The 24,494-nt window shown below is 44.6% G+C and carries 25 protein-coding genes and 1 pseudogene; 7 read left to right on the top strand and 19 right to left on the bottom strand.

Annotation, left to right across the window (positions count from 1 at the left end):
* Window positions 1-12: 12 nt before the first annotated feature.
* Window positions 13-2,226: a protein translocase subunit SecDF gene (gene secDF / locus BFW96_RS12785; RefSeq protein WP_069839605.1), complete on the bottom strand. Its 2,214-nt coding sequence runs from the start codon at window positions 2,224-2,226 to the stop codon at window positions 13-15.
* A gap of 38 nt (window positions 2,227-2,264) precedes the next feature.
* Entirely contained in the window at window positions 2,265-2,561 is a 297-nt protein-coding gene (comN, locus tag BFW96_RS12790) for a post-transcriptional regulator ComN (protein ID WP_069839606.1), read from the bottom strand.
* Between the two features lie 115 nt (window positions 2,562-2,676).
* Here comN and spoVB point away from each other — a divergent pair, with 115 nt between their 5' ends.
* On the top strand, window positions 2,677-4,233 hold the full coding sequence (gene spoVB / locus BFW96_RS12795) for a stage V sporulation protein B (protein ID WP_040082292.1): 1,557 nt from the start codon (window positions 2,677-2,679) through the stop codon (window positions 4,231-4,233).
* Window positions 4,234-4,236: 3 nt separating this feature from the next.
* On the opposite strand, the gene BFW96_RS12800 is transcribed toward spoVB, so the two are convergent.
* Complete coding sequence (locus BFW96_RS12800) at window positions 4,237-4,893, bottom strand: DUF421 domain-containing protein (RefSeq protein WP_069839607.1); 657 nt, start codon at window positions 4,891-4,893, stop codon at window positions 4,237-4,239.
* Window positions 4,894-5,090: 197 nt separating this feature from the next.
* Between BFW96_RS12800 and BFW96_RS12805 the strand changes: the two genes are divergently transcribed.
* Window positions 5,091-5,480 (top strand): TIGR04086 family membrane protein, encoded by a 390-nt coding sequence (locus tag BFW96_RS12805; protein ID WP_032728255.1) that lies wholly within the window; start codon window positions 5,091-5,093, stop codon window positions 5,478-5,480.
* Between the two features lie 53 nt (window positions 5,481-5,533).
* Here the strand turns inward: BFW96_RS12805 and yajC are convergent, their stop codons facing one another.
* The 9 genes from yajC to iolG form a co-directional block, all read right to left on the bottom strand.
* Window positions 5,534-5,800, bottom strand: coding sequence for a preprotein translocase subunit YajC (gene yajC / locus BFW96_RS12810; RefSeq protein WP_003237527.1), 267 nt, complete (start codon window positions 5,798-5,800; stop codon window positions 5,534-5,536).
* A 37-nt stretch (window positions 5,801-5,837) separates the two neighbouring features.
* On the bottom strand, window positions 5,838-6,983 hold the full coding sequence (gene tgt / locus BFW96_RS12815; RefSeq protein ID WP_014664820.1) for a tRNA guanosine(34) transglycosylase Tgt: 1,146 nt from the start codon (window positions 6,981-6,983) through the stop codon (window positions 5,838-5,840).
* A 26-nt stretch (window positions 6,984-7,009) separates the two neighbouring features.
* Window positions 7,010-8,038 (bottom strand): tRNA preQ1(34) S-adenosylmethionine ribosyltransferase-isomerase QueA, encoded by a 1,029-nt coding sequence (gene queA / locus BFW96_RS12820; RefSeq protein WP_069839608.1) that lies wholly within the window; start codon window positions 8,036-8,038, stop codon window positions 7,010-7,012.
* Between the two features lie 29 nt (window positions 8,039-8,067).
* Complete coding sequence (locus BFW96_RS12825) at window positions 8,068-8,268, bottom strand: DUF2905 domain-containing protein (RefSeq protein ID WP_014664822.1); 201 nt, start codon at window positions 8,266-8,268, stop codon at window positions 8,068-8,070.
* Window positions 8,261-9,265 carry a Holliday junction branch migration DNA helicase RuvB gene (gene ruvB, locus BFW96_RS12830; RefSeq protein ID WP_014664823.1) on the bottom strand — a complete coding sequence of 335 codons (1,005 nt, stop codon included), beginning with the start codon at window positions 9,263-9,265 and terminating at the stop codon, window positions 8,261-8,263. Before ruvB ends, BFW96_RS12825 begins: the two co-directional genes overlap by 8 nt.
* Window positions 9,266-9,275: 10 nt before the next feature.
* A complete protein-coding gene (ruvA, locus tag BFW96_RS12835) occupies window positions 9,276-9,881 on the bottom strand; it encodes a Holliday junction branch migration protein RuvA (protein ID WP_069839609.1) in 606 nt (201 codons plus the stop codon).
* 137 nt (window positions 9,882-10,018) lie between these two features.
* Window positions 10,019-10,531 (bottom strand): sporulation cell-cell signaling protein BofC, encoded by a 513-nt coding sequence (bofC, locus tag BFW96_RS12840; protein WP_040082284.1) that lies wholly within the window; start codon window positions 10,529-10,531, stop codon window positions 10,019-10,021.
* 47 nt (window positions 10,532-10,578) lie between these two features.
* Window positions 10,579-11,886: an MFS transporter gene (locus BFW96_RS12845; protein ID WP_069839610.1), complete on the bottom strand. Its 1,308-nt coding sequence runs from the start codon at window positions 11,884-11,886 to the stop codon at window positions 10,579-10,581.
* 70 nt (window positions 11,887-11,956) lie between these two features.
* Complete coding sequence (gene iolG / locus BFW96_RS12850; protein WP_069839611.1) at window positions 11,957-12,982, bottom strand: inositol 2-dehydrogenase; 1,026 nt, start codon at window positions 12,980-12,982, stop codon at window positions 11,957-11,959.
* Between the two features lie 236 nt (window positions 12,983-13,218).
* On the opposite strand from iolG, the gene BFW96_RS12855 reads away from it, so the two are divergent.
* Complete coding sequence (locus tag BFW96_RS12855; protein WP_069839612.1) at window positions 13,219-13,866, top strand: phosphotransferase; 648 nt, start codon at window positions 13,219-13,221, stop codon at window positions 13,864-13,866.
* A gap of 46 nt (window positions 13,867-13,912) precedes the next feature.
* Here BFW96_RS12855 and BFW96_RS21525 read toward each other — a convergent pair whose 3' ends face one another.
* Window positions 13,913-14,032, bottom strand: coding sequence for a hypothetical protein (locus BFW96_RS21525; RefSeq protein WP_014664829.1), 120 nt, complete (start codon window positions 14,030-14,032; stop codon window positions 13,913-13,915).
* A 201-nt stretch (window positions 14,033-14,233) separates the two neighbouring features.
* Here BFW96_RS21525 and BFW96_RS21530 point away from each other — a divergent pair.
* Window positions 14,234-14,561: pseudogene (locus BFW96_RS21530) on the top strand (DUF5412 family protein).
* Window positions 14,562-14,843: 282 nt separating this feature from the next.
* A complete protein-coding gene (locus tag BFW96_RS12870; RefSeq protein WP_069839613.1) occupies window positions 14,844-16,298 on the top strand; it encodes an alanine/glycine:cation symporter family protein in 1,455 nt (484 codons plus the stop codon).
* A gap of 41 nt (window positions 16,299-16,339) precedes the next feature.
* Here BFW96_RS12870 and BFW96_RS12875 read toward each other — a convergent pair whose 3' ends face one another.
* The 6 genes from BFW96_RS12875 to nadB form a co-directional block, all read right to left on the bottom strand.
* Window positions 16,340-17,062: a YebC/PmpR family DNA-binding transcriptional regulator gene (locus tag BFW96_RS12875; protein ID WP_069839614.1), complete on the bottom strand. Its 723-nt coding sequence runs from the start codon at window positions 17,060-17,062 to the stop codon at window positions 16,340-16,342.
* 106 nt (window positions 17,063-17,168) lie between these two features.
* Window positions 17,169-17,768, bottom strand: coding sequence for a spore germination protein SgpA (gene sgpA / locus BFW96_RS12880; RefSeq protein ID WP_040082279.1), 600 nt, complete (start codon window positions 17,766-17,768; stop codon window positions 17,169-17,171).
* Window positions 17,769-17,915: 147 nt separating this feature from the next.
* Entirely contained in the window at window positions 17,916-19,070 is a 1,155-nt protein-coding gene (gene safA, locus BFW96_RS12885) for a spore coat assembly protein SafA (protein ID WP_069839615.1), read from the bottom strand.
* A gap of 115 nt (window positions 19,071-19,185) precedes the next feature.
* Entirely contained in the window at window positions 19,186-20,292 is a 1,107-nt protein-coding gene (gene nadA, locus BFW96_RS12890; protein WP_014664835.1) for a quinolinate synthase NadA, read from the bottom strand.
* Window positions 20,279-21,148, bottom strand: coding sequence for a carboxylating nicotinate-nucleotide diphosphorylase (gene nadC / locus BFW96_RS12895; protein ID WP_014664836.1), 870 nt, complete (start codon window positions 21,146-21,148; stop codon window positions 20,279-20,281). The genes nadA and nadC overlap by 14 nt, the downstream gene beginning before the upstream one ends.
* Window positions 21,102-22,694 (bottom strand): L-aspartate oxidase, encoded by a 1,593-nt coding sequence (gene nadB, locus BFW96_RS12900; protein ID WP_069839616.1) that lies wholly within the window; start codon window positions 22,692-22,694, stop codon window positions 21,102-21,104. Before nadB ends, nadC begins: the two co-directional genes overlap by 47 nt.
* A gap of 102 nt (window positions 22,695-22,796) precedes the next feature.
* Between nadB and BFW96_RS12905 the strand changes: the two genes are divergently transcribed.
* Together BFW96_RS12905 and BFW96_RS12910 are read left to right on the top strand one after the other, a co-directional pair.
* Window positions 22,797-23,984 carry an IscS subfamily cysteine desulfurase gene (locus BFW96_RS12905; protein ID WP_041521395.1) on the top strand — a complete coding sequence of 396 codons (1,188 nt, stop codon included), beginning with the start codon at window positions 22,797-22,799 and terminating at the stop codon, window positions 23,982-23,984.
* Window positions 23,944-24,486 carry a transcription repressor NadR gene (locus BFW96_RS12910; protein WP_014664839.1) on the top strand — a complete coding sequence of 181 codons (543 nt, stop codon included), beginning with the start codon at window positions 23,944-23,946 and terminating at the stop codon, window positions 24,484-24,486. The genes BFW96_RS12905 and BFW96_RS12910 overlap by 41 nt, the downstream gene beginning before the upstream one ends.
* Window positions 24,487-24,494 lie beyond the last annotated feature (8 nt).

The following is a 24,494-nucleotide window of genomic DNA, read 5'->3' on the forward strand; positions in this document are numbered from 1 at the left end:
GCCTGAGATGTTTTATTGAGCCGAGTCTTTTTTCAATTCTTTCCCTTTCCATGCAAGCCAAATTTGTGCGGCAATGTATAGAGAGGAATAAACGCCTGTTAACAGCCCGATCAATAAAGCAATTGAGAAGTTTGTAATAGAAGATGCTCCAAAGATCAGCAACGTGATAACAACGATCACGACAGTTAATACAGTGTTAATAGATCGTGTAAAGGTTTGCTGCAGGCTCAGGTTTACAATATGGTTCAGGTCGGCAAATGTTTTCGGCTTGCGCTTTTTCATATGCTCGCGAATCCTGTCAAATGTAACAATTGTATCGTTAATCGAATACCCGATAATCGTCAGGACGGCCGCGATGAACGTAACATCAATTTCCAGCCTTGTAATACTGAAGAACGTGACGATAAAGAATGCGTCATAAAGCAGTGAAGCGATTGCGGCAATCGCCATTTTGTATTCGAATCGGATTGAAACGTAAATGATGATGCCAATAGAAGCTATAGCAACTGCGTACAGCGCATTTCTTGCCAGCTCTTTGCCGACTGTCGGTGAAACTGTGCTGACATTCGGCTCTGTCCCGTATTTGTCTTTAAAGTACGTTTTTACTTTGGCAATCGTTTCTTTATCAGGCACTCCAACAAAACGGGCAACACCGACATTGCTCTTTTCACCTGACAGAACAACAGTATCAGGGTCCATGCCCAGAGATTCAAAATCCTTCTCAACTTGCTCTGTCGTCAGCTTATGGTCACTTTGCACTTCAATCCGTGCACCGCTTGCGAAGTCAATGCCAAGATTCAGCTTGAACACAAGCAGGATAATAATCCCGGCAATCGTGACCGCACTGGAGAAAATAAAGAAATATTTGCGTTTGCTCGTGAAATCCCATTTTTGGAACGGCGTATGCGGCTCTGTATTTTCGTCCGTATCCTGAATATCCATAATATGCTTCTTATTAACGCCGAACCAGCCTTTTTTCCGGTCAAGCCATCTGCTTTCCACAAGGAGAGCGAGAAGAAATCTTGATAAGAAAACGGCAGTGATAAAGCTTGTCAAAATCGATAGGATCAGCATTGTCGCAAACCCTTTAACAGAGCTTGTCCCAAAGATAAAGAGCACAACCGCGGCAATAATCGTTGTAATATTCGCGTCAAAAATTGTCGCAAATGACCGTCTGTTTCCTGAACGGAAGGCAGAGCGAACTGACTTGCCTAGCTTAAGCTCTTCTTTAATCCGCTCATAGGTAATGATGTTGGCGTCAACCGCCATCCCTACCCCTAAAATGAGCGCGGCAATCCCCGGAAGCGTAAGTACAGCATTCATCCAGTCAAAGACCTGGAGTGTAATGTAGATATAAACGGATAGCGTAATCACCGCGATAAATCCCGGCAGACGATAATAGAAAAGCATAAATAAGAAAATAATTGCGATACCGACTATACCGGCAAACACCGTATCATGGAGCGCCTGCTGTCCAAATTGAGCGCCTACTGATGTCGAATACTTTTCAGTCAGTTTCACAGGAAGTGCACCTGCGTTTAAAATGTTTGCTAAATCTTTCGCTTTTTGAACGGTAAATTGTCCTTCAATCGTAACGTCTTTTGTGTTCAATTCCTTACTTACATTTGGAGCTGATACATATTTAGGATGCTCTTTTTGAACTTCTTTTTTAAAGGAATCGCCTTTTTCGTAATCCAGCCAAATGACAAGCTGGTTGTTTGGCGCCATCTTCATGACCTTTTTGGTCACTTCACCAAATTTATCAGCATCTTTTAATTTAATACTGACAATAGGTTCGTTTGTTCTAGCATCATATGTTTGTTTAGCCCCATTTTCGACGAGGTCAGAGCCATTCAGCAATTCTTTGTCATTCGTATCTCTGAAAGAAAGCTGCGCTTCAGTTGCCAGAATTTCACGCGCTCTGTTTTGGTTTGTCACCCCAGCGAGCTGAACGCGAATCCGGTTATTTCCTTCAATTTGGATGTTCGGTTCGCTGACACCGAGAACATTTGCCCGGCGGTTCAACGCCTCTACTGTGCTGACCAGAACGTCTTTTGTGATTTTGTCACCTTTTTTTACAGGCTGTACATCATACAGCACCTCAAATCCGCCTTGCAAATCCAATCCTAACGTAATATTGTTCGCGGCAGGCTTCGTAAAGTAGCCCAAGCCCGTGCCGATCAATAAAACGAAAAGGAAAAACGCAATCAAGCGTCCTTTTTTCATTATGTATATCCTCCCTTAAACCTGTGCGAATCAATCTGCTATCTCAGCAGTTCTTCCAATGCTTCCTGTCCTTCTTCACTGCCCAGCCAATTAGACGTTTTGAATGACTCAACGGTTGCATAATTCATAAATTCGCCAATTTTCACTGATAAAATATCACTCGCCAGTTCATAAATGTTCAGTTCCATTTTCTTTTTCCACTTCTTATTTGTTAAGTATGACCACAAACTTTCAAGTTCAACATCATCATACCCGAGAATCTTAAACTCTTCCAGTTTGCTGAAAAGAAACGGCCTGACGTGGTCTTTATATAGATCTGCGGGATGCTTCTCCATGAATTCCACGCTCCTTTTTTATTGTTTTTCATGAAGACTTGTCATGCTTGGACGATATATACGCATATCTTTATTGTATATGATTCCAGGTAGTTTGAGAAGGCAGGGGGTAAAAATGGCGAAACAGACTTTTTTAAAGGGCACTCTTATTCTTATCGCAGCAGGAATGGTTACAAGAATGCTCGGGTTTGTCAACCGGGTGGTTATCGCCCGTTTTATCGGTGAAGAAGGGGTCGGGCTTTACATGATGGCGGCGCCTACCTTTTTCTTGGCCACTACATTAACTCAATTCGGTCTGCCGGTCGCGATCAGCAAGCTTGTCGCTGAAGCCAGTGCGCGCGGAGATCATCAAAAAACGAAAAACATTTTAGTCATGTCTCTGACCATCACGGGAGTGCTCAGCCTCATCTTTACACCGCTGTTTCTGTTTTTCGCCCCGGTTATGGCTGAAACGATGCTGACAGATAAGCGAACACTGTACCCGCTTCTGGCCATTACGCCGGTTGTGCCGATTATTGCTATATCGAGTGTGCTGAGGGGGTACTTTCAAGGAAAACAGAATATGAACCCGCTCGCTATGTCACAAGTCCTTGAACAGGTCGTCCGTATTTCACTCGTAGCTGTCTGCACGACGATTTTTCTCCCTTACGGAATTGAATATGCTGCAGCGGGGGCCATGCTTTCCTCAGTAGCAGGTGAGCTAGCATCCCTTCTTTATTTATTTGTTTGCTTTAAGTATAAAAAAACAATTAAAATCAGAAAGCATTTTTTCCAGTCAATTAAAAATGGAAAACAAACCTTTACCCAATTAATGAGCGTATCCCTTCCAACTACCGGGAGCCGCTTTATCGGAAACCTTTCTTGGTTTTTCGAGCCGATTGTCGTCGCTCAAAGCCTTGCCATTGCAGGTGTGGCGACAATTTCCGCAACAAAGCAATACGGTGAACTGACCGGCTTTGCCATGACTCTGCTGACTCTGCCCAGCTTTATTACATATTCTTTGTCGACCGCGCTTGTTCCTGCGATCAGTGAAGGAATGGAGCAGAAAAAATTGCAGGTGGTGGAATACCGCTTGGAACAGGCGATGCGTCTCTGTCTGCTCAGCGGAGGCATTTCAGTTGTTATTTTATTTGTATTTGCGGATGAACTGATGAGAGTGATGTACGGTTCCTCAAGCGCAGCTGTATTTATAAAAGTGATGGCCCCGTTTTTTTTGCTTTATTATTTCCAAGGCCCGCTTCAAGCTGTGCTGCAGGCGCTTAATTTGGCAGGAGCTGCGATGATGAACAGCTTAATCGGAGCGCTTGTCAAAACAGGTCTTATTTTTGTCCTAGCCACAAGGCCGTCTCTTGGCATTATGGGGGCGGCATTGGCCATTGTTACAGGCATGGTGCTCGTCACGCTATTGCATGCAGCAACCGTAAGCAAAGTGCTGCCGATCAGCATTAAAATTAAGGAATACGCACTCAGCTTCGCTGTTATTGTGATTAGCGGATTCATCAGCTCCGCCATCAAACAATATATTCGTTTTGGAGCATCTGAGGCTGTGAATCTCGCTGGATGGATTGCGGTGAGCGCCGCTATTTACATTGCCCTCCTGCTCGTTTTCCGTTTAATTAAAAAAGATGAGCTTCGCCGCATTCCCATTATCGGACGTTTGATCATCCGATAATGGTCACGTACGGTGCCCATCTTTTTCATCAATAAATAATTCTCCGTCTGTAAACGAGCAAAATGAAATATCTAAAGGGTCTGTGTACCCGTGTTTTTGCAAATTTCCAAGCAGCCATTGTTTATCTTTACCGATTCTGGACAGGTTTTCGGTTTGAATGGAGCCGTCAAGGATGAGCGGCAAGTCGAGCTGCCGATGCTCTCCGCTATTTTCTTTCTTTACAATAGTCAGTTTGCCCGACGGTTCTAAAATCGCAAATGATACATCAGCTACTCTGTCGATACTATTTTCTCTGAGCTGAACCATTAAATCATCAAAATTATACCGCTGTGATCTCATCGCGTCTTCGTCAATTTTCCCATATTTAATAATTATGGTCGGCTTACCGTCAAGAAGCTGGCGGACTTTTCGGTTTTTTAAAGATAAGTATGCGAATGTCACTTGAATAACCATTAATACAAGCATTGGCAAAATGGTGTGAAACAAATGATCTTCTACGTTTTCTATGGCCAAAACGGCAATTTCAGCCATCATGACAAAGACAACGAGGTCTAAAATGCTAAGCTCCCCGATCTCCCGTTTGCCCATGAAACGAAAAATGATCAGTATCACAAAATACAATACGATTGTGCGAAACGCAATAGTGAGAAGCTCTTCCATCATGCACCTCCGACTCATCATAGGATGCAACAAAACGAACAATTTATGTAAGAAAAACCGATTGTATTTCATAAAGCTTTTACGTCTAATTCAAGGGTTAAGGGAATACATTTTTACAAAGACGAGCCATCAGCATGTCTGACGGTTTTGCACAAAAAGAACAGAAGCCTTTTAATACAGGCAGAGAGGAGACAATCATGGAGGAAACGAAACAAGTTGGAAAAGGCATTCTTTACGGCTTAATCGCCATATTTTCAGCCATGCTCCTGACAAGTTTAGCGGTTTCACTTTTATTGACCGCAACCTCGCTGGAAGAGTCATCATTTAACTGGCTGATCACCGCTATCTCATTTCTCTCTTTATTTATCGGCGGATTCATTTCAGGCGGGAAAGGCAAGGAAAGAGGCTGGATGATTGGCGCATTGACTGCCTTAAGTTTTTCTCTGATTATCTTATTGTTTCAGTATTTAGGATTCGGAAAGACATTTACGGCAGAACAGCTGCTCTTCCATCTGGGGTTTTTAGGGGTGTGCATGCTGGGCGGGATTTTCGGCGTAAACATAAGGGGAAACAGGTCTTCCACATAAAAAAGAGCGGGCTCACCCGCTCTTTTTTTGTTTGCTATGTATAGCTCCTGCTGTTATTCAGCAGCAGAAACTTCTCTGATCGCGCGGCGGTCGAACGTAAGACGTGTGTTTTCACCAGTCTTAATTACGACTTTGCTCTCATCGATAGAGTCAACAGTACCGTGCAATCCCCCGATTGTCACTACTGAATCGCCTTTTTTCAGTTCCTCCTGCATTTGGCGTACAGCCTTTTGCTGCTTTTGCTGAGGACGAATCAGCAAGAAGTAAAGGACCGCAAACATTAAAATAATAGGAACCAATGTGCCTAAAGTGCCAGTCATCATTTTCACCCCTTTCTGTAAGCCTGTTATTGTTTATTTAGAAGCTTTTCGCATTTGGCTTGTTATAGCCGTAACGCTCAAAGAACTCTTCTCTGAAATCACCCAGACGATCCTCGCGAATGGCCTGTCTTACCTGCTCCATTAAGTGTAACAGAAAATGAAGGTTATGGTAAGTTGTTAATCGAAGGCCAAATGTTTCATTGCAGCGAATCAAGTGCCTAATATACGCGCGAGTGTAGTTTTTACATGTATAGCAATCACACTCTTCATCAATCGGACGGAAATCTCTTTCGAATTTCGCATTTTTCATATTGAGTCGTCCTTCAGCTGTAAACACTGTGCCATTTCTTGCAATCCGAGTAGGCAGCACACAGTCAAACATATCGACCCCGCGGATTGCTCCGTCGATCAGCGCGTCCGGAGAACCGACTCCCATCAAATATCTCGGTTTATCCTTCGGCAAGAGCGGTGTTGTAAACTCGAGTACACGGTTCATCACATCCTTCGGTTCACCGACAGACAATCCGCCTATAGCATATCCCGGAAAATCAAGGGAAATCAAGTCCTTCGCACTTTGTGTGCGCAGATCTTCATATTCTCCACCTTGGACAATACCAAACAGCCCTTGTTCATCCTGACGATTGTGAGCATTCAGACAGCGTTCCGCCCAGCGGCTTGTCCGCTCAACTGACCGTTTCATGTAATCGTACTCTGCCGGGTATGGCGGGCATTCGTCAAACGCCATCATAATATCCGAGCCGAGTGCGTTTTGGATCTCCATCGCTTTTTCCGGAGATAAAAACAGCTTGTCCCCATTTAGGTGGTTGCGAAAATGGACGCCCTCTTCCTCTATATTACGAAACTTGCTTAAAGAAAAGACCTGAAAACCGCCTGAATCTGTTAAAATGGCGCGGTCCCAGTTCATAAACTTATGAAGCCCGCCCGCTTCTTTGACAATATCGTGACCCGGTCGCAGCCATAGGTGATAGGTATTGCTTAAAATGATGCCCGCATCCATTGCTTTCAGCTCTTCAGGCGCCATTGTTTTGACTGTCGCCAGTGTGCCGACCGGCATAAAAACCGGCGTTTCAAAGGAGCCGTGAGGCGTATGCACTTTGCCCAGCCGCGCTCCTGTTTGTTTGCATTCTTTTATAAATTCATAACGTATTGGTTGTTCAGCCACTTTTAATGAGGCCTCCTGTTCTCAAATTAGATAATCAGCATCGCGTCTCCGAAGCTGAAGAAACGGTATTCCTCTTCCACCGCATGGTTATAGGCACGCAGAATGTTTTCTCTTCCAGCAAGCGCGCTGACCAGCATAATCAATGACGATTTCGGCAAATGGAAGTTTGTAATCATTCCGTCAATGGCTTTAAATTCATAGCCTGGATAAATAAAAATAGATGTCCAGCCGCTCGATGCTTTAAATTGCCCGTCAAGTTCCCCAGCAATCGTTTCAAGCGTGCGTGTCGAGGTCGTGCCGACAGAAATGATCCTGCCGCCATTTTCTCTTACTTTGTTTAAAGCCGCAGCCGTTTCTTCCGACATTTGATAAAACTCTGCATGCATATTATGCTCTTCCACTTCATCGGCACTCACAGGGCGAAATGTTCCAAGGCCAACGTGAAGTGTGATGAACTCAATTTGCACACCTTTATCTTTCAGCTGCTGTAAAATTTCTTCCGTGAAGTGAAGGCCTGCTGTAGGCGCAGCGGCAGAGCCGATTTCTTTTGAATACACGGTCTGGTAGCGCTCTTTGTCATCAAGCTGTTCTTTGATATATGGCGGAAGCGGCATCTCTCCAAGGGATTCCAGCACCTCGTAAAAAATACCGTCATATTGAAATTCCATTTTTCTGCCGCCATGCTCCAGCTCTTCCGTGCAAACTGCCTTCAATCTTCCGTCTCCAAATGTGACAACGGTTCCTTTTTTCACCCGTTTCGCCGGTTTGGCAAGTGTTTCCCATTTATCGCCGGTTTCTTGTTTCAACAAAAGAAGCTCCACTTTCGCACCGGTATCCTCTTTTGTGCCGAATAACCGCGCAGGCAGCACACGGGTATTGTTCAGCACAAGACAATCTCCTTCGTTAAAAAAGCTGATAATGTGTTTAAACGAGCTGTCAGTCAGCTCTCCTGTATGTTTATCAAGCACCATCAGCCTTGAAGCATCGCGTTCCTCCAACGGTACTTGTGCAATTAAACGTTCCGGTAGTTCAAAATCAAATAAATCGACTTTCATGATAACTTCACCTTTATTCTAGTCTTTTGTTATTTCATTCTGCCGAAAAGATTAAGCAAAATTGATAATACCACACTTATGATAATACAAGTGACAACCGGGAAGAAAAACGTGACATTTCCTTTTTTCACAAAAATATCTCCCGGCAGCTTGCCGACAAAATGCAAAACTGCTCCGATAATAAGCAAAACAGCACCAAGAATCATCATGATCTTAGGAAACTCAGTCATATCGGGGAGCCTCCATTTGGAAATGATGATAAACGGCCGGTGTCACGATCCTTCCACGCGGCGTTCTTTGGATAAATCCAATTTGCAGCAGATATGGTTCATATACATCTTCAATCGTATGCGATTCCTCGCCGATCGTAGCGGAAATCGTATCAAGGCCCACTGGCCCGCCGTTAAATTTTTCGATCATGCCCATCAACAGCTTATGATCAATATGATCCAAACCGAGACGGTCAACCTGAAGCCGCTCCAGCGCATCCTGAGAAATGTCTTCCGTAATCCGGCTGTCACCCAGGACTTGGGCGAAATCGCGCACCCTTCTCAGCAGGCGGTTCGCCACGCGCGGCGTACCTCTAGATCTCCTTGCAATTTCAAGAGCAGACGGTTTATCAATCTCAACCTCAAATACATCCGCAGTTCTCGTGACAATATCGGCCAGTTCTTCTTGTGTATAGTACTCAAGGCGTGACATGACGCCGAATCTGTCTCTTAAAGGAGCCGTCAATAGCCCTACCCTCGTCGTAGCTCCCACCAGCGTAAACGGCGGCAGGTCAAGCCTCACTGAGCGGGCAGAAGGGCCTTTGCCGATCACAATATCCAGGCAAAAGTCTTCCATTGCAGGATAAAGCACCTCTTCAATCGATCTGTGCAGTCTATGTATTTCATCAATAAATAATACATCTCCCGGTTCAAGCGCCGTTAATATAGCAGCCAAATCACCAGGCCTTTCAATCGCAGGCCCTGATGTCGTCCGCAATTCCACTCCCATTTCATTTGCAACAATGGAAGCCAGCGTTGTTTTTCCAAGTCCGGGCGGCCCGTACAGAAGAACATGATCCAGCGTCTCCTGTCTCATTTTCGCCGCATCTATAAACACGCGTAAATTTTCTTTCACCTTATGCTGTCCGATATACTGTGCCAGATTTTGCGGCCTCAGGCTTTGCTCTATCACTGATTCATGGTTGTCTGCTTCACTTGAGACGAGCCGTTCATCCATGAACATCACCTTACTTTAATAGTTTTTGTAATGCTTTTTTCACATATTGGTCTGTTGTCAGCCCAATTTCTTCTTTAAGGTGAGGAAGCACCTTTTTGATTTCTTTTTCAGCATATCCGAGAACCCTGAGGGCTTCAAGTGCTTCTTCGAGAGCCGTTTCCGCTGTTTGCTTTTCAAGCCTTTCTTCATGATTAAACAGATTTTCAATCATTTCAGGCACAACATCTGCCAGCTTTCCTTTTAAATCTAGAATAATCTGGCGTGCGGTTTTCTTTCCTACCCCAGGAAACTTGACCAAAAAAGCTTCATCCTCATTTTCAATTGCTTGGATGACCGCTCCCGGATCACCCGATCCCAAGATGGCAAGTGCTCCTTTCGGCCCAATTCCGGTCACGTTTAACAGCTTTGTAAAGAGCGCCTTCTCCTCTCTCGTTGAAAAACCGTAAAGCGAAAAAGCATCCTCTCTGATATGATGATATGTAAAAATCGTTTCTCGGTTTCTCTCCTTATATATAAACGGATTCGGCGTGAAAATCTGATAGCCGATGCCTCCGTTCTCTATGACGATATATTGGGGAGATACATAATCAATCGTCCCTTTAACAAATTCAATCACGCACATTCACCTCTTTGACTGTTCTTCATTGTACCATAAAAACAGCCAAAGTCTTATAGAAAAGTTAACATACGTTCGCTTCTCTCTCATTCTTTCACGAAAAAAAGACATGAATACATGTCTTCAATCAGATGACGTTACCCGCTGTATGTCTTAATATGTTCGATGACATCCTCGAACTCCGCTTTTGTCCGAAAAGGAATGCCTTTCAACAGATTTTTTTGCATGTGGCTTTCCAGCCTTTCTAAATCAATTTGAAAAAAAGACTGAATGGGTTCGGAAGCTGGCTCAGGCCGCCCATGAAAAGTGGAAATCACTCCATTATCCGATACACCGATATACCCGTTCACTTTGCTGAGCGGAGAAATATCGTCCATTTGCTTCCGGAAGAGCACATATCCCTTTTTTTGTTCCACAAGCGTCCATCCGGCATAAGCCGCCCAAAAATCATCCATGGAAAGCACTTTTTCACGCTTATGCTCAATGCTGACATCGCCGTCCAAATACACCTTTTCAAGCTGCACATGCACCTGCAGCGGTTCATAATGCTCCACTTCCGCGCCAAGCGCGCGGGAAGGAGCGCCTATTTGAAATACTGCGGCTGAGCAAAGAATGCCCAGCAAAAGATACGCCGTGCTGAATCGTTTCACCCTCTACACCTCTTTGCACACGTTTATGATTAGTTTGACCAAAGAGGCTACTGCTTAACCGTTTTATCAAAATTTGTCTGCACATTTTCCCTGATAAACCGTTCCTCCGTATACACCTCTGTTCCTTGCTCAGGAATTGTCAAGAATTGCGTCAGAAAAGCACTGAAAAAATACAATGCCGCAAAGATCCAAATTACGCCGCCTGCACCGAGCGGTCCAATGAAAAGGCTCACGATACCCGGCGCGATAAACGCACACAAACCAGATCCCAAATTCAACACCGACATGGCAGCGCCTTTATTATCAGGCGCAAGCGTTGGCAAAAGAGCGCTTAATGGAACGTAGCCGGCTAATGCCGCGCCGTAGCAGCAGGCGATCATCATCATCACCCAATACTGATGCCCGATCAGCTGAGGCGTGTAATAAAGCGCCAGCGTAAAAATGCCGCATCCGACACCGCCAAACCACATGACGGTATTGCGCCAGCCAAGTTTATCTCCAACTGCGCCAAAAATAAGATTAAACACAATATTCACAAAAAACAGCGTCCCCCAAATTTGCAGCCATTCCGAAACCGAATACCCGTAATGTGCTAAATAAGTCGGAAGAAAGATGGCAAATCCAAATTGTCCTATTGCATTAATCGTTTTGACCACTCCGCCGATGCCGACCTTAGGGTTTTCAAACATAATTGTAAATGCCTTCGACAGTTCTTTCCATTTCGGCTGATCTTGTTTTTTTGCTGGGGCGAATTTATCTTTGTTAAAAAATAAGGCTAGAAATCCGCCTGCCGCCACAAACAGCAATGCACTCCAAAGCGTATTGATTTCTCCAAAGGCAGGAACCGCATAGCTGGAATAGAACGGGCCGAGTACGTTAAGGCCGCACGTAAACATAAACCAAAACCAGCCGACAGCTTTTCCGAGAATTTTTTGAGAGGTGCTGTATGATACCCACACGAGAAAAGAGTATGCAAACAGCGGATATCCCAAGCCTCTAAGGGCATAGCTGCCTAAGAGAGCCGGATAATACATATGAGGAATCGCCCAGCCGATAAAAGCGGCCGAACCGAGGATAAACGCAAGCAATCCGATCGTCATCGTTTTTCTCGGCCCCCACGTTTGCACAAACGTTCCTGAAAGCCAAGCCGAGATGGTGACAGCAATGCCGTACATGGTAAATAACGATGCGGATTGCTGCATACTGAGACCATGATCCACGAGAAAAGGAGACAGCCAGCCTTGTTCGAGGCCGTCTCCAACCATAAAGATGACAACGCCAATATAACCCCAAACCATGTGAGAAGGAATTCCGATTTTGTTCAAAACATTTCCTTTAGCATGTACTGTATTCATTTTCTCCACCGCCTACTTAAAGTATCAATGGAGTATATACCCAAGCTTGCGGAATTGTAATCCTTTTTGATTAAAAAGCGATTTTTTCAGTGTGCTCAATACTGACAGGCATGCCAAAAGCAAGCGATTGCTGTGCTGCTCTGGCAATCCGTTCGGCCTGTAAACCGTCATTGCCGGTGCAGGCAGTCTCCTGCTTTGTGCTGATCGCTTCTGCAAAACGGAGAATCTCCTCCTCATACGCATCCTTATAGCGTTCAAGGAAAAAGAAATGCGGTTTATCCTTCATCACAAAATCAGCGGTTGACACTTCAACCGTCGTCGGCCTGCTATTGTCCGCCGCTGCAGAGCCTTTCGTCCCGAAAACCTCTACCCGCTGGTCATATCCGTACACTGCTTGGCGGCTGTTATCAATCACGGCCATGGCACCGTTTTCAAAAGTCAGCGTAATAACAGCTGTATCAATATCCCCAAGCTCCGCAAAAGAAGGATTCACCAAAGCCGACCCTTTTGCATACACTTCTGTCACTTCACTTCCCAAAATATATCTGGCCATATCAAAATCATGGATTGACATATCCAAAAACAAGCCGCCTGACATGCGGACATAATCTATATTCGGGGGTTCTGGATCCCGAGACGTGATTTTTAATAAGTGAGGTGTACCGATTTCACCATTTTCAACAACTGTTTTGATTTTCTTAAAATGAGGATCAAAGCGGCGGTTAAAACCGACTTGAAGTGTTACTCCATGTTTCCGGACGGCCGCAAGCGCTTCTCTTGTTTCATCTAGAGAGAAACTAACTGGCTTCTCACAAAAAATATGCTTTTTCGCTTCGGCTGCTTCTCTGATCATCTGTGCATGTACGGCTGTAGGTGAGCAAATAAAAACAGCATCAATTTCAGGATCATGTAATAAATCACGATAATCAGAAGTTATGTATTCAATCTGATGACTGTCGGCCCAGCTTTTTATACGGCTCGCCTGAATATCAGAGATTGCTTTTAATTTCATGTGAGGAATCCGGCTTATATTTTGAACATGAAGTTTGCCGATGCGGCCTGCACCGATAATCCCTGTCACAATCTGTTTTGTCATCGCATGTTCCCCCTTGAATATTCACGAAAGCGCTTTATTTAAAATTAATACTATCCCATTTGTAAGCGCTTTTCAAGAATGGAAATAAACGCTCTATGTCTCTTTTATCACAATTTATGCTTATAAGTAGCCTTCTTCTCCAAGACCAGATACACTAGAATTAGGCTCTTTTTCCTGAACAGTTTATGATTTTCCTATAAACGACTGCATAAAATAGAGCAAAGAAGGTGAATGAAATGCTGACAAAAGCAGAGGAACTGGCCCATTCAGTCATATACCGCAAAAACAGCAGATTTGATAAAGTCAAAGAGAAATCCGAGGAATTAACACTAATCGGCAAGGGTAGAAGCGCCTATGTATTTGCCTTAACAGAAGGCGGCCGGAAAATGGCGCTGAAAGTATTTTTTCCGGAGTATCAAGCGACAGCAGTCAAAGAAGCCGCGATCTATGAAAAATTAGCCGGGTCCGCATTCTATCCTGACATTTACGAAACTGGCGATTCATTTATTCTTATGGAATATATTAAAGGTGAAACCTTTTATAACTGTCTGAAGAAAGGCATTGCAATCAGTGATAACATGATTCAGCAGGTTGAAGAAGCACTTTCTGACGCCCGGGCAGCCGGACTGAACCCGTCAGACATTCATTTGCGGAATCTGATATTGACAGAAACCGGAGCGGTGCGGGTGATTGATGTTGCGAGATTTGAGCAGACAAAAACATGCACGCAGTGGAACGACTTAAAATCAGCATACCATTCACTCTACAAAAAACCGATATTCCCCAAAAGGATTCCGGGTTTTTGGCTGGAGATCATCGCATTTTTATATAAGAAAGATTGGTTTCAAAGGCATTTCGCACAGCGGAAAAGAAAGTATTCTTAAATCAAAAAGGCAGCCGCTTGTGTGGCTGCCTTTGTTCTGATGTTTACTATCTTACGGTAGAAATCAGTTTCATTTGTTCAGGCGACAGCTTAATTCGATAGCCTCTCACAGTTAAGTAGACCGCTTCTGAGTCCTTCTCTCCGGAATGACAATACGTTTTCTTCATTTTCTGTCTCCCCTCACCCTTATTGGTTTTATTTCATCATATCATTGCTTTATTGAGTTAATTTTAAAGAAATGTAAAGATCATATGAATCCGATATATGGTAAAATGAGAGAAAAAAAGGGAGAGAGTCACATCAAGACACGCAGCAAAGTCCCGTTGATGTTTATGCTGCTGGTATTCTTTTGCGGCGCCGTTTATTGGATGTTATTTTCACTAAAAAACGTTCCGAAAGGAAACCTCGTCCAATCGGTTGAATCGCCTGACGGCAGCTATACGTTAAACACTTACGTATCCGAAAACACCTTAAGCTTAGATGCGGCCAGAGGTGAACTTGTAAATGAAAAAACACTTGTTAAGAGAACAATCTATTGGAATTATCCGGACAGCCGTCCAGCAGTGACATGGATCAATCACAACACAGTGAAAATCGGCAATCAGACATTACACCTCGATACTGATGAAACCGTATGATTGGCGAAAAGATGATCATTGGATCCGTGAAGAACCGCCTCAGGCACAAGTGAGGTGACGATACATGAATAAGAAGAACAAGCAATTGTGCTCGCTTGTTCTTTTATATACGGATTGACTGAACTAGGCTAATTGTTGCAAGAATTTTATAACAATTGCCCTAAGTCGGCCTCTGCAGAAAAACGCAGCGTAATCGATACGCCGCGTTTTTTCTTTTTTTCTTCCTCTTCTTATTGATAATTATCAGTCATATAATGTGACAAATCGATTGTAGAAATAGTTCGATTAGCCCAAAATCCTTTTTATACATGTATTCGAATGGAAGTGAGGAGGAAGCTTGATGGCAGATATTGTTGCTAGTTTAAACGCGGTATTATGGAGTACCCCCGTCATTTATATTTTATTGGGAATTGGATTGGTCTTTTCAATTATGACCCGTTTTTTACAAGTCAGACATTTGAAAGAAATGATTGTTCAGATGTTTAAAGGAAAGAGCTCTGAAGCTGGCGTTTCTTCTTTTCAAGCATTATCAATTGCGCTGTCCGGCCGAGTGGGTACAGGAAACATCGCAGGAGTGGCGACAGCAATTGCATTTGGCGGACCCGGCGCTGTGTTCTGGATGTGGGCGATTGCCTTTATCGGGGCGGCGAGTGCCTTTGTTGAATCAACGCTTGCCCAAATTTATAAAGTGAAACAAGACGGTCAATATCGGGGCGGCCCTGCTTATTATATAGAAAAAGGCTTAGGCATTAAGTGGTTTGCCGTCTTATTTGCCGCTGCTGCGCTGATTGCAATGGCCCTTCTGATGCCGGGCGTACAGTCCAACTCCATTGCGGCCGGGGTCAAAAATGCATTCGGCATCTCTCCTTTCATTACAGGGTGTGCTCTCGTTTTATTATTAGGGTTTATTATTTTTGGCGGCGTCAAACGAATTGCTAATGCCGCGCAAATGATTGTTCCTTTTATGGCCCTTGGATATATCCTGCTGTCTTTGATTATTATTGTCATGAACGTGTCTGAATTGCCTGCTGTGATCTCGCTGATATTCAAAAGCGCTTTTGCATTGGATTCCGCTTTTGGCGGCTTAATTGGCATGGCGATATCCTGGGGTGTTAAACGTGGGATTTACTCAAACGAAGCCGGCCAGGGAACAGGACCGCATCCCGCAGCCGCTGCAGAAGTTTCTCATCCGGTCAAGCAGGGACTGGTTCAGGCATTTTCTGTTTATATCGACACCTTGTTTGTATGTTCCGCTACAGCTTTCATGATCTTGTTTACCGGTATGTACAATACCCAGGCTGCAGATGGTTCCTTTATCGTCCATCACCTTAAAGGCGTAGAAGCAGGACCTGGTTTCACACAAGCGGCAATTGACAGTGTTCTCCCCGGATTTGGTGCAGGCTTTGTTGCCATCGCTTTATTCTTCTTCGCATTTACAACAATTATGGCGTATTACTACATCGCAGAAACAAATATTGCTTATTTAGCACGGGGCAGAGAAAGCAAATGGGCAATGCTCGGCTTAAAACTGATTATTTTAGCCGCCACGTTCTATGGGACTGTGAAAACAGCTTCACTTGCTTGGGCATTGGGCGATGCAGGGCTTGGCATAATGGTATGGCTGAATGTCATTGCCATTGTGCTGCTTGCCAAACCGGCGCTTCTCGCTTTAAAGGATTATGAACGCCAAAAGAAGCAGGGCTTAGACCCGGTCTTTGATCCGAAAACGCTGGGTATCAAAAACGCTGATTTCTGGGAGAAAGAATACACTAATGAAAATGAACGTGTCTCTTAAACAAACTAAAAACCGGCCCGATATGACATCGTGCCGGTTTTTTATGAGCGATAATTAGTATACACTTCTTGAACATCATCATCATCTTCAAGGATGTCTATTAATGTTTCCAGTTTCTCAACAGCCTGGTCATCGGCATCTGCATAGGTTTTGGGGAGCATGGTCACCTCCGCTGAAGAAATTGGATATTTCGATTCGAGCGCTGTTTTTACCTCTTCAAAAGACTCAGGCTCTGTTAAAACCTCATATAGGTCTTCTTCAGCCCGCAGTTCTTCTCCTCCTGCTTCCAGCACATCAAGCATGAGTTCATCTTCTTCTATTTGCTGTTTAGTCCGGTCTATCGTAATGAATCCCTTCCGTTCAAATAAAAAGGCTACACATCCGCTTTCTCCCAGGCTTCCGCCATTTTTATTAAAGGCAGTTCGCACATTTGACGCCGTTCGGTTTTTATTATCTGTTACGCATTCAACCATGACGGCAATCCCTGAAGGACCGTAGCCTTCGTAGGTGATTTCTTCATAGCTGCTTCCATCTTGGCCTCCCGCAGCTTTTTTAATGGCCCGGTCTATATTATCATTCGGCATATTGGCGCCCTTTGCTTTTTCGATAACTAGACGCAATGCTGAATTTGCTTCCGGATCCGCTCCGCCTTCTTTCGCTGCCACATAGATTTCTTTCGCAAGCTTCATAAATATTTTCCCGCGCTTTGCATCCTGTGCATTTTTTCTCTTTTGTATGTTTTTCCACTTAGAATGGCCTGCCATGTTTTCACCTGCTTTTCCTTTTTCTATGTACACTTTAATGGGTATTATTCGCTGATGCAAAGAAAAAGGCTGCCGAATATCACTATCTTCCGGCAGCCTTTCATCCTTAGCGGGTGTTCATTTTATGAAGTCTTCTGAACAGCCCTTTATCTGTCGATACTTGGACGTCACGGCCATTCGCATAGTTGCGAGCAGCTTTTGCGACATTATCTCTGTCAGACTTTGTGAAATCCCTGTGGCTTCTGACTGCGACAACTACTCGGTCATCCGATACCATCACTTGTGTGTCATTGACATTTTTCACTTGTTTCACACGGTTGGCAATTTTGGCCGCCAGTCTTCTGTTTTCTTGGTTGTCATACCCATTGTACGCCACATTCCGATTCATGTTTCGGTTATTCGTGTTGTTATATGTTCCATCAGTAGCCAGAGGAACGCGATCGTCAGCAGTAACACGGTCACGGTTATTTACATTCGTGGTGTTTCGGTTACCGTCGTTCTGATCCTCCATTAATTCAGAAACAGGACCATCGTGGTCGATTCCGTCTCCCTGTCTGTCAGCATCGTTTTCATTTGTATAATATCCGATTGGACGGGTATTGCCGTTATTGCGCGTATCATTCATGGCATTATTATCGTTTGCTCCGCATGCTGTTAAGCCGGCTGTCATAAGAATCAAGCTAGCGATCGTCATTTTTTTACCCAATGGAAAAACCCCCCGTGGACGAATTGAGCATGTTTGCTCGTTTTTATCATGTGCGTCCGAGGGGCATGTTAAGCGTGTCAGTTCTGTCCATTTGGCAGTGATCTGCTTGAAAACAAAAAAAGGAACGATTTACATCGTTCCGAACGATCACTCATTTTCTTCTTCCGGCCGGCCAAACATTTGGTTTACAGAAGGCTGATTCGTCATTGGCATAGAAACTCCTGCCGAATATGGGTTTGGATTTGGGTTAGCTGTGCCATATGGCATATTAGGACTTCCATAAGATCCCAGTCCCGAGTGGCCAGGCGCAGAGAAATATGGCTGATGATCACCGTCACAGCCGCAGTCGTCATGATCTTTGTACGGCATGTAACCAGGAGCCGCAGCAGGCTGGTACGCTCCCATTACTTGGGGAGTGCCATAATAAGGGCCATATGGCATATGTCCATACGGAGATCCATAAGCCGGAGATGCGTAATGCGGATCAATGTATGAACCGTAATGTCCGTGGTGGCTGTTTTCATGATGCTGGTTTTCATAACCCGAGTCATACTGAGGCGAGACAAAGCCTGGCTGATATCCATGCATCGGATACGGATAAGCATGTGCAGGATAGAACGGATAGCACAATCCGGATCCTGGAAGAATTGGCGAAACAGGCACCGGACATGGTACAAAATGAGCCGGATAATGAAAATAAGGCTGAACAGCCGGCATATTCGGAACTGTGTGATGAACGTTTTCTTCTTCTACACCGCCTACTTCTGGCGCCTTTGGCATATTAGGCATATTCGGATAATTTGCATTTTCCATATTACTCATAGCCTCCTGTTGTGGAAATTGATCTTGCATATGATACATATGATCTATATTTCCGTCATGATGTTTTTTCGGCTCCTCCGGTTTAGGAGGCGACCAAGGCTGGAAAAGCTGTTTCATATCATAATACTCGTTCACATCAGCTTCAGGATACACATTTTCCTGCAAATTAGGCATCGGCGGGACATACGGCACAGACTTCTTTTCTTTCGGCTTTGTGTCTTCTACGTCGACAACGGATTTAGGCTTCTCTTTCGCATATGGATGTTCTTGCTTCACATTCCCGGCCGCAGGACTTTTGCCCGCTTTTGGCTCTTTTCTGACCGGGACGCCTTCTGACGGCACTTTTATTTTCATTCCAGGCATGATTAAGTCTGGATTACTAAGCTGTGTATTGAGTTTTTTCACTTCCTCAACATCGACTCCGTACTTTTCAGCTATTTTCCAGAGCGAATCGCCTTTTTGAACGATATGGATTTTCAACGTTTTCCCCTCCTATGCAAAACGTGAACAGTTCAGCTGTGCTTACAATATGTTTCTTCACAACATATGCCTGAACAAAAGAAGTTATGAGTACAGGAAGGGAAATATTTCTGATCTACGTGATCGAAAGCATTCGATTCAGGGCAAGGAGTGCATCCTCCTGAATGGCTTTTGGCACCTTAATGACGCCTGAAGGCTCTCCTTTTTCAATTTGTTCCAACGACCACAACAAATGCGGCAAATCGATTCGGTTCATTGTCAGGCAAGGGCACATGTCAGGGTTGAGTGATTCGATTTGTTTATCAGGGTGCTCATGAATGATCCGCTGGACAAGATTCATTTCTGTCCCGATTGCCCACTTGCTTCCCGCCGGAGCCTGGTTGATTGTGTCGATAATATATTTAGTTGATCCGCTATCATCGCTTAGTGTCACGACTTCGTGGGAGCATTCCGGGTGCACAATGATCTGAATGTCGGGGTCACGCTCTCTCATATCATGGATATTTTTAGTGGTGAATTTCTCGTGAACAGAACAATGCCCTTTCCACAAAATCACTTTCACATTCGTATGCTCGGATTCAGTCACTAATTCATCTGTAATCGGGTCCCACACCGCCATATCTTCAAGCGCAATGCCCAGATCATAAGCCGTATTTCTCCCTAAATGCTGATCAGGCAAAAATAAAATTCTTTTTTTCTGTGTAAACGCCCATTCAAGCACTTTTTTCGCATTCGAAGAAGTCACAGTTGCTCCGCCATGCTTTCCGACGAATGCCTTGATCTCCGCAGTGGAGTTCACATAAGTTAAAGGTATGATCGTATCTCCAAATATATGCTGAAGCTTCTCCCATGCCCTATTGGTTTGCTGCATGTCAGCCATGTCAGCCATAGAACATCCAGCTCTCATATCTGGCAGGACAACCGTTTGCTGCTCGCCTGTCAGCATATCAGCGGTCTCTGCCATAAAGTGAACGCCGCAAAATACGATGTAATCCGCTTCTTTGTTTTTTTCCGCTACTTGGGCCAATTGCAGGGAGTCGCCTGTTTGGTCAGCAAATTGTATCACTTCATCCTTTTGATAATGATGGCCTGGTATAAAGAGCCTGCTGCCGAACTTTTCCTTAATGGCGGCAACACGCATTTCCATATCCTTTCTTGACAGTCCTTTGTAACTTTCCGGCATCATATCATTCGATTGTTTGATCACATCAAGAATTGACATAACGGCATTCCTCCACAGATTCATTTGATAACGTAACATCCATGCTGATATCTAAACTTTTGACGGAATGAGTCAGAAATCCTAAGGAAATATAATTCACACCCGTCCCTTTAAAAGCAGGCAAAGATTCTAACGTAATCCCGCCAGAGGCTTCAGTTTTTATATGATCCGGTGTGAGCTTTGAAAAATGACGGACCGTATCTGGCGGACAGTTGTCAAACATAATAACATCTGCTCCTGCTTCAATTGCTTCTCGAAGCTGGTCCTCCGTTTCAATTTCCACTTCGATATTTACCATGTGCCCCACGGCCTGACGAGCTTTCTGGCATGCCTCTAAAATAGAGCCGCATGCAGCAATATGATTGTCTTTAATCATGACACCGTCATACAAGCCGAATCGATGATTATACCCGCCACCCGCTCTGACAGCGTATTTTTCCAGCATTCTCAGCCCCGGTGTTGTTTTTCTCGTGTCACAAATTTTAATCTGTTCATCATCCAGCCTGTGGACAGCCTCTCTTGTCATCGTCGCAATTCCTGACAGCCTCTGAATAAGATTTAATACGACCCGCTCTCCTGAAAGAAGCGCTGCCGCCGGACCTCGTAATACTGCAATCACTTCACCTTTTCGCAAAATGTCCCCATCTTTTTTGTGTAAAATGATTTGAACATTTTTATCTAATAAAGCAAAGCCTTCTTTTATCACCGCAGCCCCTGCAAAGATCCCCTCTGACTTTGCAACAATCTCCGCTTCACAGCTCTGCTCTCCAAAAATAGACTGCGATGTAAGATCCCCTGACCCAATATCCTCAAGAAAAAAGTGATTCAGTAATTTTTTCAGCTGTAAATGATTCATTGTTCCAAATCCCCTCGTTTATTCTGATCTTCGTTCCTTTTTTTGTATGGACAATTTGTCTTCCCTGCCAGCTCACCTCAGCATGAGGAAAATCGGTGCGGAAGTGAGCCCCCCTGCTTTCCTCCCGTAAAAGCGCAGAAAACGTCATCAGCTTTGCAGTTTGCCATAAATGAGAAAGCTCCAGCTGCCGAATTGTGATATCCTTCACATTCATTTTTTGAAAAGGCAGCGTATGAAGCCAGATGCTAAGCTCAATCAAACTGCTTTGTTCCCGCAGAATAGACATGTGGCTTGTCATTTGGCTTTGCAGTTCATGCACCTCTATATCTGGCACCTCGTAGAATACGTTTTTGGGAGTCGCTTGATATTGCCTGTTATAAACCGGTTTTTGCATAATATGCTCTGCTGCTCTTTTACCAAACACCAGCGCCTCCAATAAGGAATTGCTCGCAAGCCGGTTTGCTCCATGTAAACCAGAGCATGCAGTCTCGCCAATCGCATAAAGCCCCGGTACTGTCGTTTCTCCCCAGCGATTAACTGAAACACCCCCCATTAAGAAGTGCATTCCCGGCGCAACAGGGATTTTTCCACTATGGATATCAACCCCTGCTTTTTCACAAATGGCGGTGATGGTAGGGAAACGCGCTTCAAAATCAGAAATCGCACTGAAGTCAATATAAACGTGATTTCCTTTTGCCATTTCCTCATGAATAACCCGTGAGACAACGTCCCTTGGAGCCAGGTCACCTAAAGGGTGCCGTTCAGCCATAACCCGGCGGCCGTTTTCGTCTACTAAACATCCGCCTTCCCCTCTGACAGCTTCTGAAACAAGCCCATAGGAAACACCATTTTTCACAAGCAGTGTCGGGTGAAACTGTGTAAACTCTAAATCCGTTACTTCCGCTCCGGCCCTGTAAGCCAGAGAAAGACCGTCACCTGTGACAGAGGGATCATTCGTATGGTGAAGAAACAGGTTCCCGCAGCCGCCGGCAGCCAGCACAACTTCGTCTGCATGCCTTACCTTGAGCCGCCCCTTGCAGTCTTTTGTCATAACGCCGATACAGCGGCCATCCTCTATAAGCAACTCTGCTGCCGTTTCATGCTCGATTAACTTAATTTTGCTGTCGATCCGTTTGAGCAAATAATCGACAAGCAGCCTGCCTGTTGCGTCTCCGCCCGCATGAAATATACGGTTGTATGAGTGGGCTCCTTCTCTTCCGAGACAAACATCGCCTCGTTCATTGCGGTCAAATGGAAATTCACGCTCCAATAGGCTTTGAATCATCATTTTTCCATCATGTAAAACATCTGCTGCAATAGCTGGATTATTATGGCCGCACCCTGCGTATAACGTATCCTCCAGATGGGCTTCAATCGAGTCACCTTTTGTATAGGCCGCAGCAATCCCGCCTTGTGCATAGACAGAATTGCTGTTTTTGGCGCTTTTTTTTGTGATAACAGTCACTTCGTATGACGGCGGGAAAGCTGCCGCTAAAGAAAGTGCCGCCGCCCCTGAACCGATGACTGCAATCGTCTTTTTAGACATATGTCATCCTCCTGTTGTTTACACCTGTCTTGACACCTATATTTACACAAGGATAAAATAAACTCAAGAGTTTTTTATGGAGAACGGATGGAGGAAGACCGGATGATTTATTTAGATTATGCAGCGACAACGCCGATTTGTGAGGAGGCTCTTAACGTTTATCAGAAGCTCAGCATGGATATGTACGGAAATGCAAGCAGCCTGCACGATGCAGGAGGAAAAGCAAATCACATACTGGAGTACTGCCGTGAAAAAATCGCCAACATCATTAGCGGTAAAGCAAGCGGCATCTATTTTACAAGCGGCGGCACTGAATCTAATTTTCTGGCCATTCAATCATTGCTAAACGGCCTGCCAAAAACGAAAAGACATTTTATTACGACCGCCATGGAGCATCAGTCTATTCAAAACTGTGCTGCATATCTGGAACAGCATGGATTTGATGTCACCATCATTCAACCGAATGAATACGGGCTTATTACCGAGGAAATATTAGCAGCTCATATCCGTCCAGAGACAGGCTTGATATCTATTCAGCATGCCAATTCTGAAACCGGGATCATTCAGCCCATTCAACGTCTGTCTTCATACCTGCATAACAGGGATATTCTTCTTCATTGCGACGCTGTTCAAACGTTTGGGAAAATTCCTATCAATACAGAAGATTTGGGAGTAGATGCACTCTCAATATCGAGCCATAAAATCCATGGACCTAAAGGAGTGGGTGCGGTCTATATCCGCCCGGATGCCCCTTGGAAACCCGTTTATCCTCTCACTACTCACGAACGAGGATTCAGAGCCGGCACCGTAAATGTTCCCGGGATCGGAGCCTTCACTGCCGCGGCGGAATGGATCGTAAGCGAAATGGAAACACAGATACCCCGCAATGAGGCATTAAGAACATACTTTCTAGACCAAATCCGTATGCGTTCTCTCCCTGTAACCCTTGCGGCAGACACTTCACAAACAGAATGTCTTCCGCATATTGTAGGGTGTTTTTTTCACTCATTTGAAGGACAATATGTTATGTTAGAATGTAATCGGAGCAATATTTGCATTTCAACGGGCAGCGCTTGTTCTGCCGGTTACCACGGTCCGTCAGCAACGATGAAAGCATTAAGAAAAACGGAACAAGAGGCTCTGCAATTTATCCGCATCTCTTTTGGCAGGCATACAACAGCTGACCAGCTGGATCAGTTATTACATACGTTTACAATGCTTTGGGAACAAAAGAAAGGAGAATTTGATATTGACCGAGGAATTAAAGCTTATGGGCGCCAACAGGCGTGACCAGCTTCTTCTGTGGCTGAAGGAATCTGCATCACCGCTGACAGGAGGAGAACTCGCAAAAAAAGCAAACGTTTCAAGACAGGTTATTGTACAGGATATATCGCTCTTGAAAGCGAAAAATGAACCGATTATCGCCACAAGCCAAGGATATGTATACATGGATGCGGCCGCTCAGCAGCACCAGCAGGCGGAAAGGATCATAGCATGTCTACACAGTCCTGAACGGACAGAAGAGGAACTGCAGCTCATCGTGGACGAAGGCGTTACAGTGAAAGACGTAAAAATTGAGCATCCCGTTTACGGAGATTTAACTGCAGCCATCCAAGTAGGCACCCGGAAGGAAGTTAGCCATTTCATTAAAAAAATCAATTCTACGAATGCTGCCTACTTGTCACAGCTGACCGACGGCGTGCATCTGCATACATTGACAGCATCTGATGAACACCGCATCGATCAAGCCTGCCAAGCACTCGAAGAAGCCGGCATTTTAATTAAAGACTAAAAAAAGCC

This window comes from Bacillus sp. F56, assembly GCF_001748205.1.
GTDB classification, from domain to species: Bacteria; Bacillota; Bacilli; order Bacillales; family Bacillaceae; genus Bacillus; species Bacillus stercoris.

What these genes read in the sequence shown, in the direction of transcription:
- BFW96_RS12825 (WP_014664822.1), bottom strand. Translation starts at nt 8,268, where the DNA reads ATGACTGAGTTTCCTAAGATCATGATGATTCTTGGTGCTGTTTTGCTT.
- BFW96_RS12855 (WP_069839612.1), top strand. Translation starts at nt 13,219, where the DNA reads ATGCTGACAAAAGCAGAGGAACTGGCCCATTCAGTCATATACCGCAAA.
- iolG (WP_069839611.1), bottom strand. Translation starts at nt 12,982, where the DNA reads ATGACAAAACAGATTGTGACAGGGATTATCGGTGCAGGCCGCATCGGC.
- nadA (WP_014664835.1), bottom strand. Translation starts at nt 20,292, where the DNA reads ATGTCAATTCTTGATGTGATCAAACAATCGAATGATATGATGCCGGAA.
- BFW96_RS12905 (WP_041521395.1), top strand. Translation starts at nt 22,797, where the DNA reads ATGATTTATTTAGATTATGCAGCGACAACGCCGATTTGTGAGGAGGCT.
- BFW96_RS12875 (WP_069839614.1), bottom strand. Translation starts at nt 17,062, where the DNA reads ATGGCAGGCCATTCTAAGTGGAAAAACATACAAAAGAGAAAAAATGCA.
- BFW96_RS12870 (WP_069839613.1), top strand. Translation starts at nt 14,844, where the DNA reads ATGGCAGATATTGTTGCTAGTTTAAACGCGGTATTATGGAGTACCCCC.
- nadB (WP_069839616.1), bottom strand. Translation starts at nt 22,694, where the DNA reads ATGTCTAAAAAGACGATTGCAGTCATCGGTTCAGGGGCGGCGGCACTT.
- BFW96_RS21525 (WP_014664829.1), bottom strand. Translation starts at nt 14,032, where the DNA reads ATGAAGAAAACGTATTGTCATTCCGGAGAGAAGGACTCAGAAGCGGTC.
- yajC (WP_003237527.1), bottom strand. Translation starts at nt 5,800, where the DNA reads ATGACTGGCACTTTAGGCACATTGGTTCCTATTATTTTAATGTTTGCG.
- ruvB (WP_014664823.1), bottom strand. Translation starts at nt 9,265, where the DNA reads ATGGATGAACGGCTCGTCTCAAGTGAAGCAGACAACCATGAATCAGTG.
- BFW96_RS12845 (WP_069839610.1), bottom strand. Translation starts at nt 11,886, where the DNA reads ATGAATACAGTACATGCTAAAGGAAATGTTTTGAACAAAATCGGAATT.
- comN (WP_069839606.1), bottom strand. Translation starts at nt 2,561, where the DNA reads ATGGAGAAGCATCCCGCAGATCTATATAAAGACCACGTCAGGCCGTTT.
- queA (WP_069839608.1), bottom strand. Translation starts at nt 8,038, where the DNA reads ATGAAAGTCGATTTATTTGATTTTGAACTACCGGAACGTTTAATTGCA.
- secDF (WP_069839605.1), bottom strand. Translation starts at nt 2,226, where the DNA reads ATGAAAAAAGGACGCTTGATTGCGTTTTTCCTTTTCGTTTTATTGATC.
- BFW96_RS12805 (WP_032728255.1), top strand. Translation starts at nt 5,091, where the DNA reads ATGGAGGAAACGAAACAAGTTGGAAAAGGCATTCTTTACGGCTTAATC.
- BFW96_RS12800 (WP_069839607.1), bottom strand. Translation starts at nt 4,893, where the DNA reads ATGGAAGAGCTTCTCACTATTGCGTTTCGCACAATCGTATTGTATTTT.
- nadC (WP_014664836.1), bottom strand. Translation starts at nt 21,148, where the DNA reads ATGAATCATTTACAGCTGAAAAAATTACTGAATCACTTTTTTCTTGAG.
- spoVB (WP_040082292.1), top strand. Translation starts at nt 2,677, where the DNA reads ATGGCGAAACAGACTTTTTTAAAGGGCACTCTTATTCTTATCGCAGCA.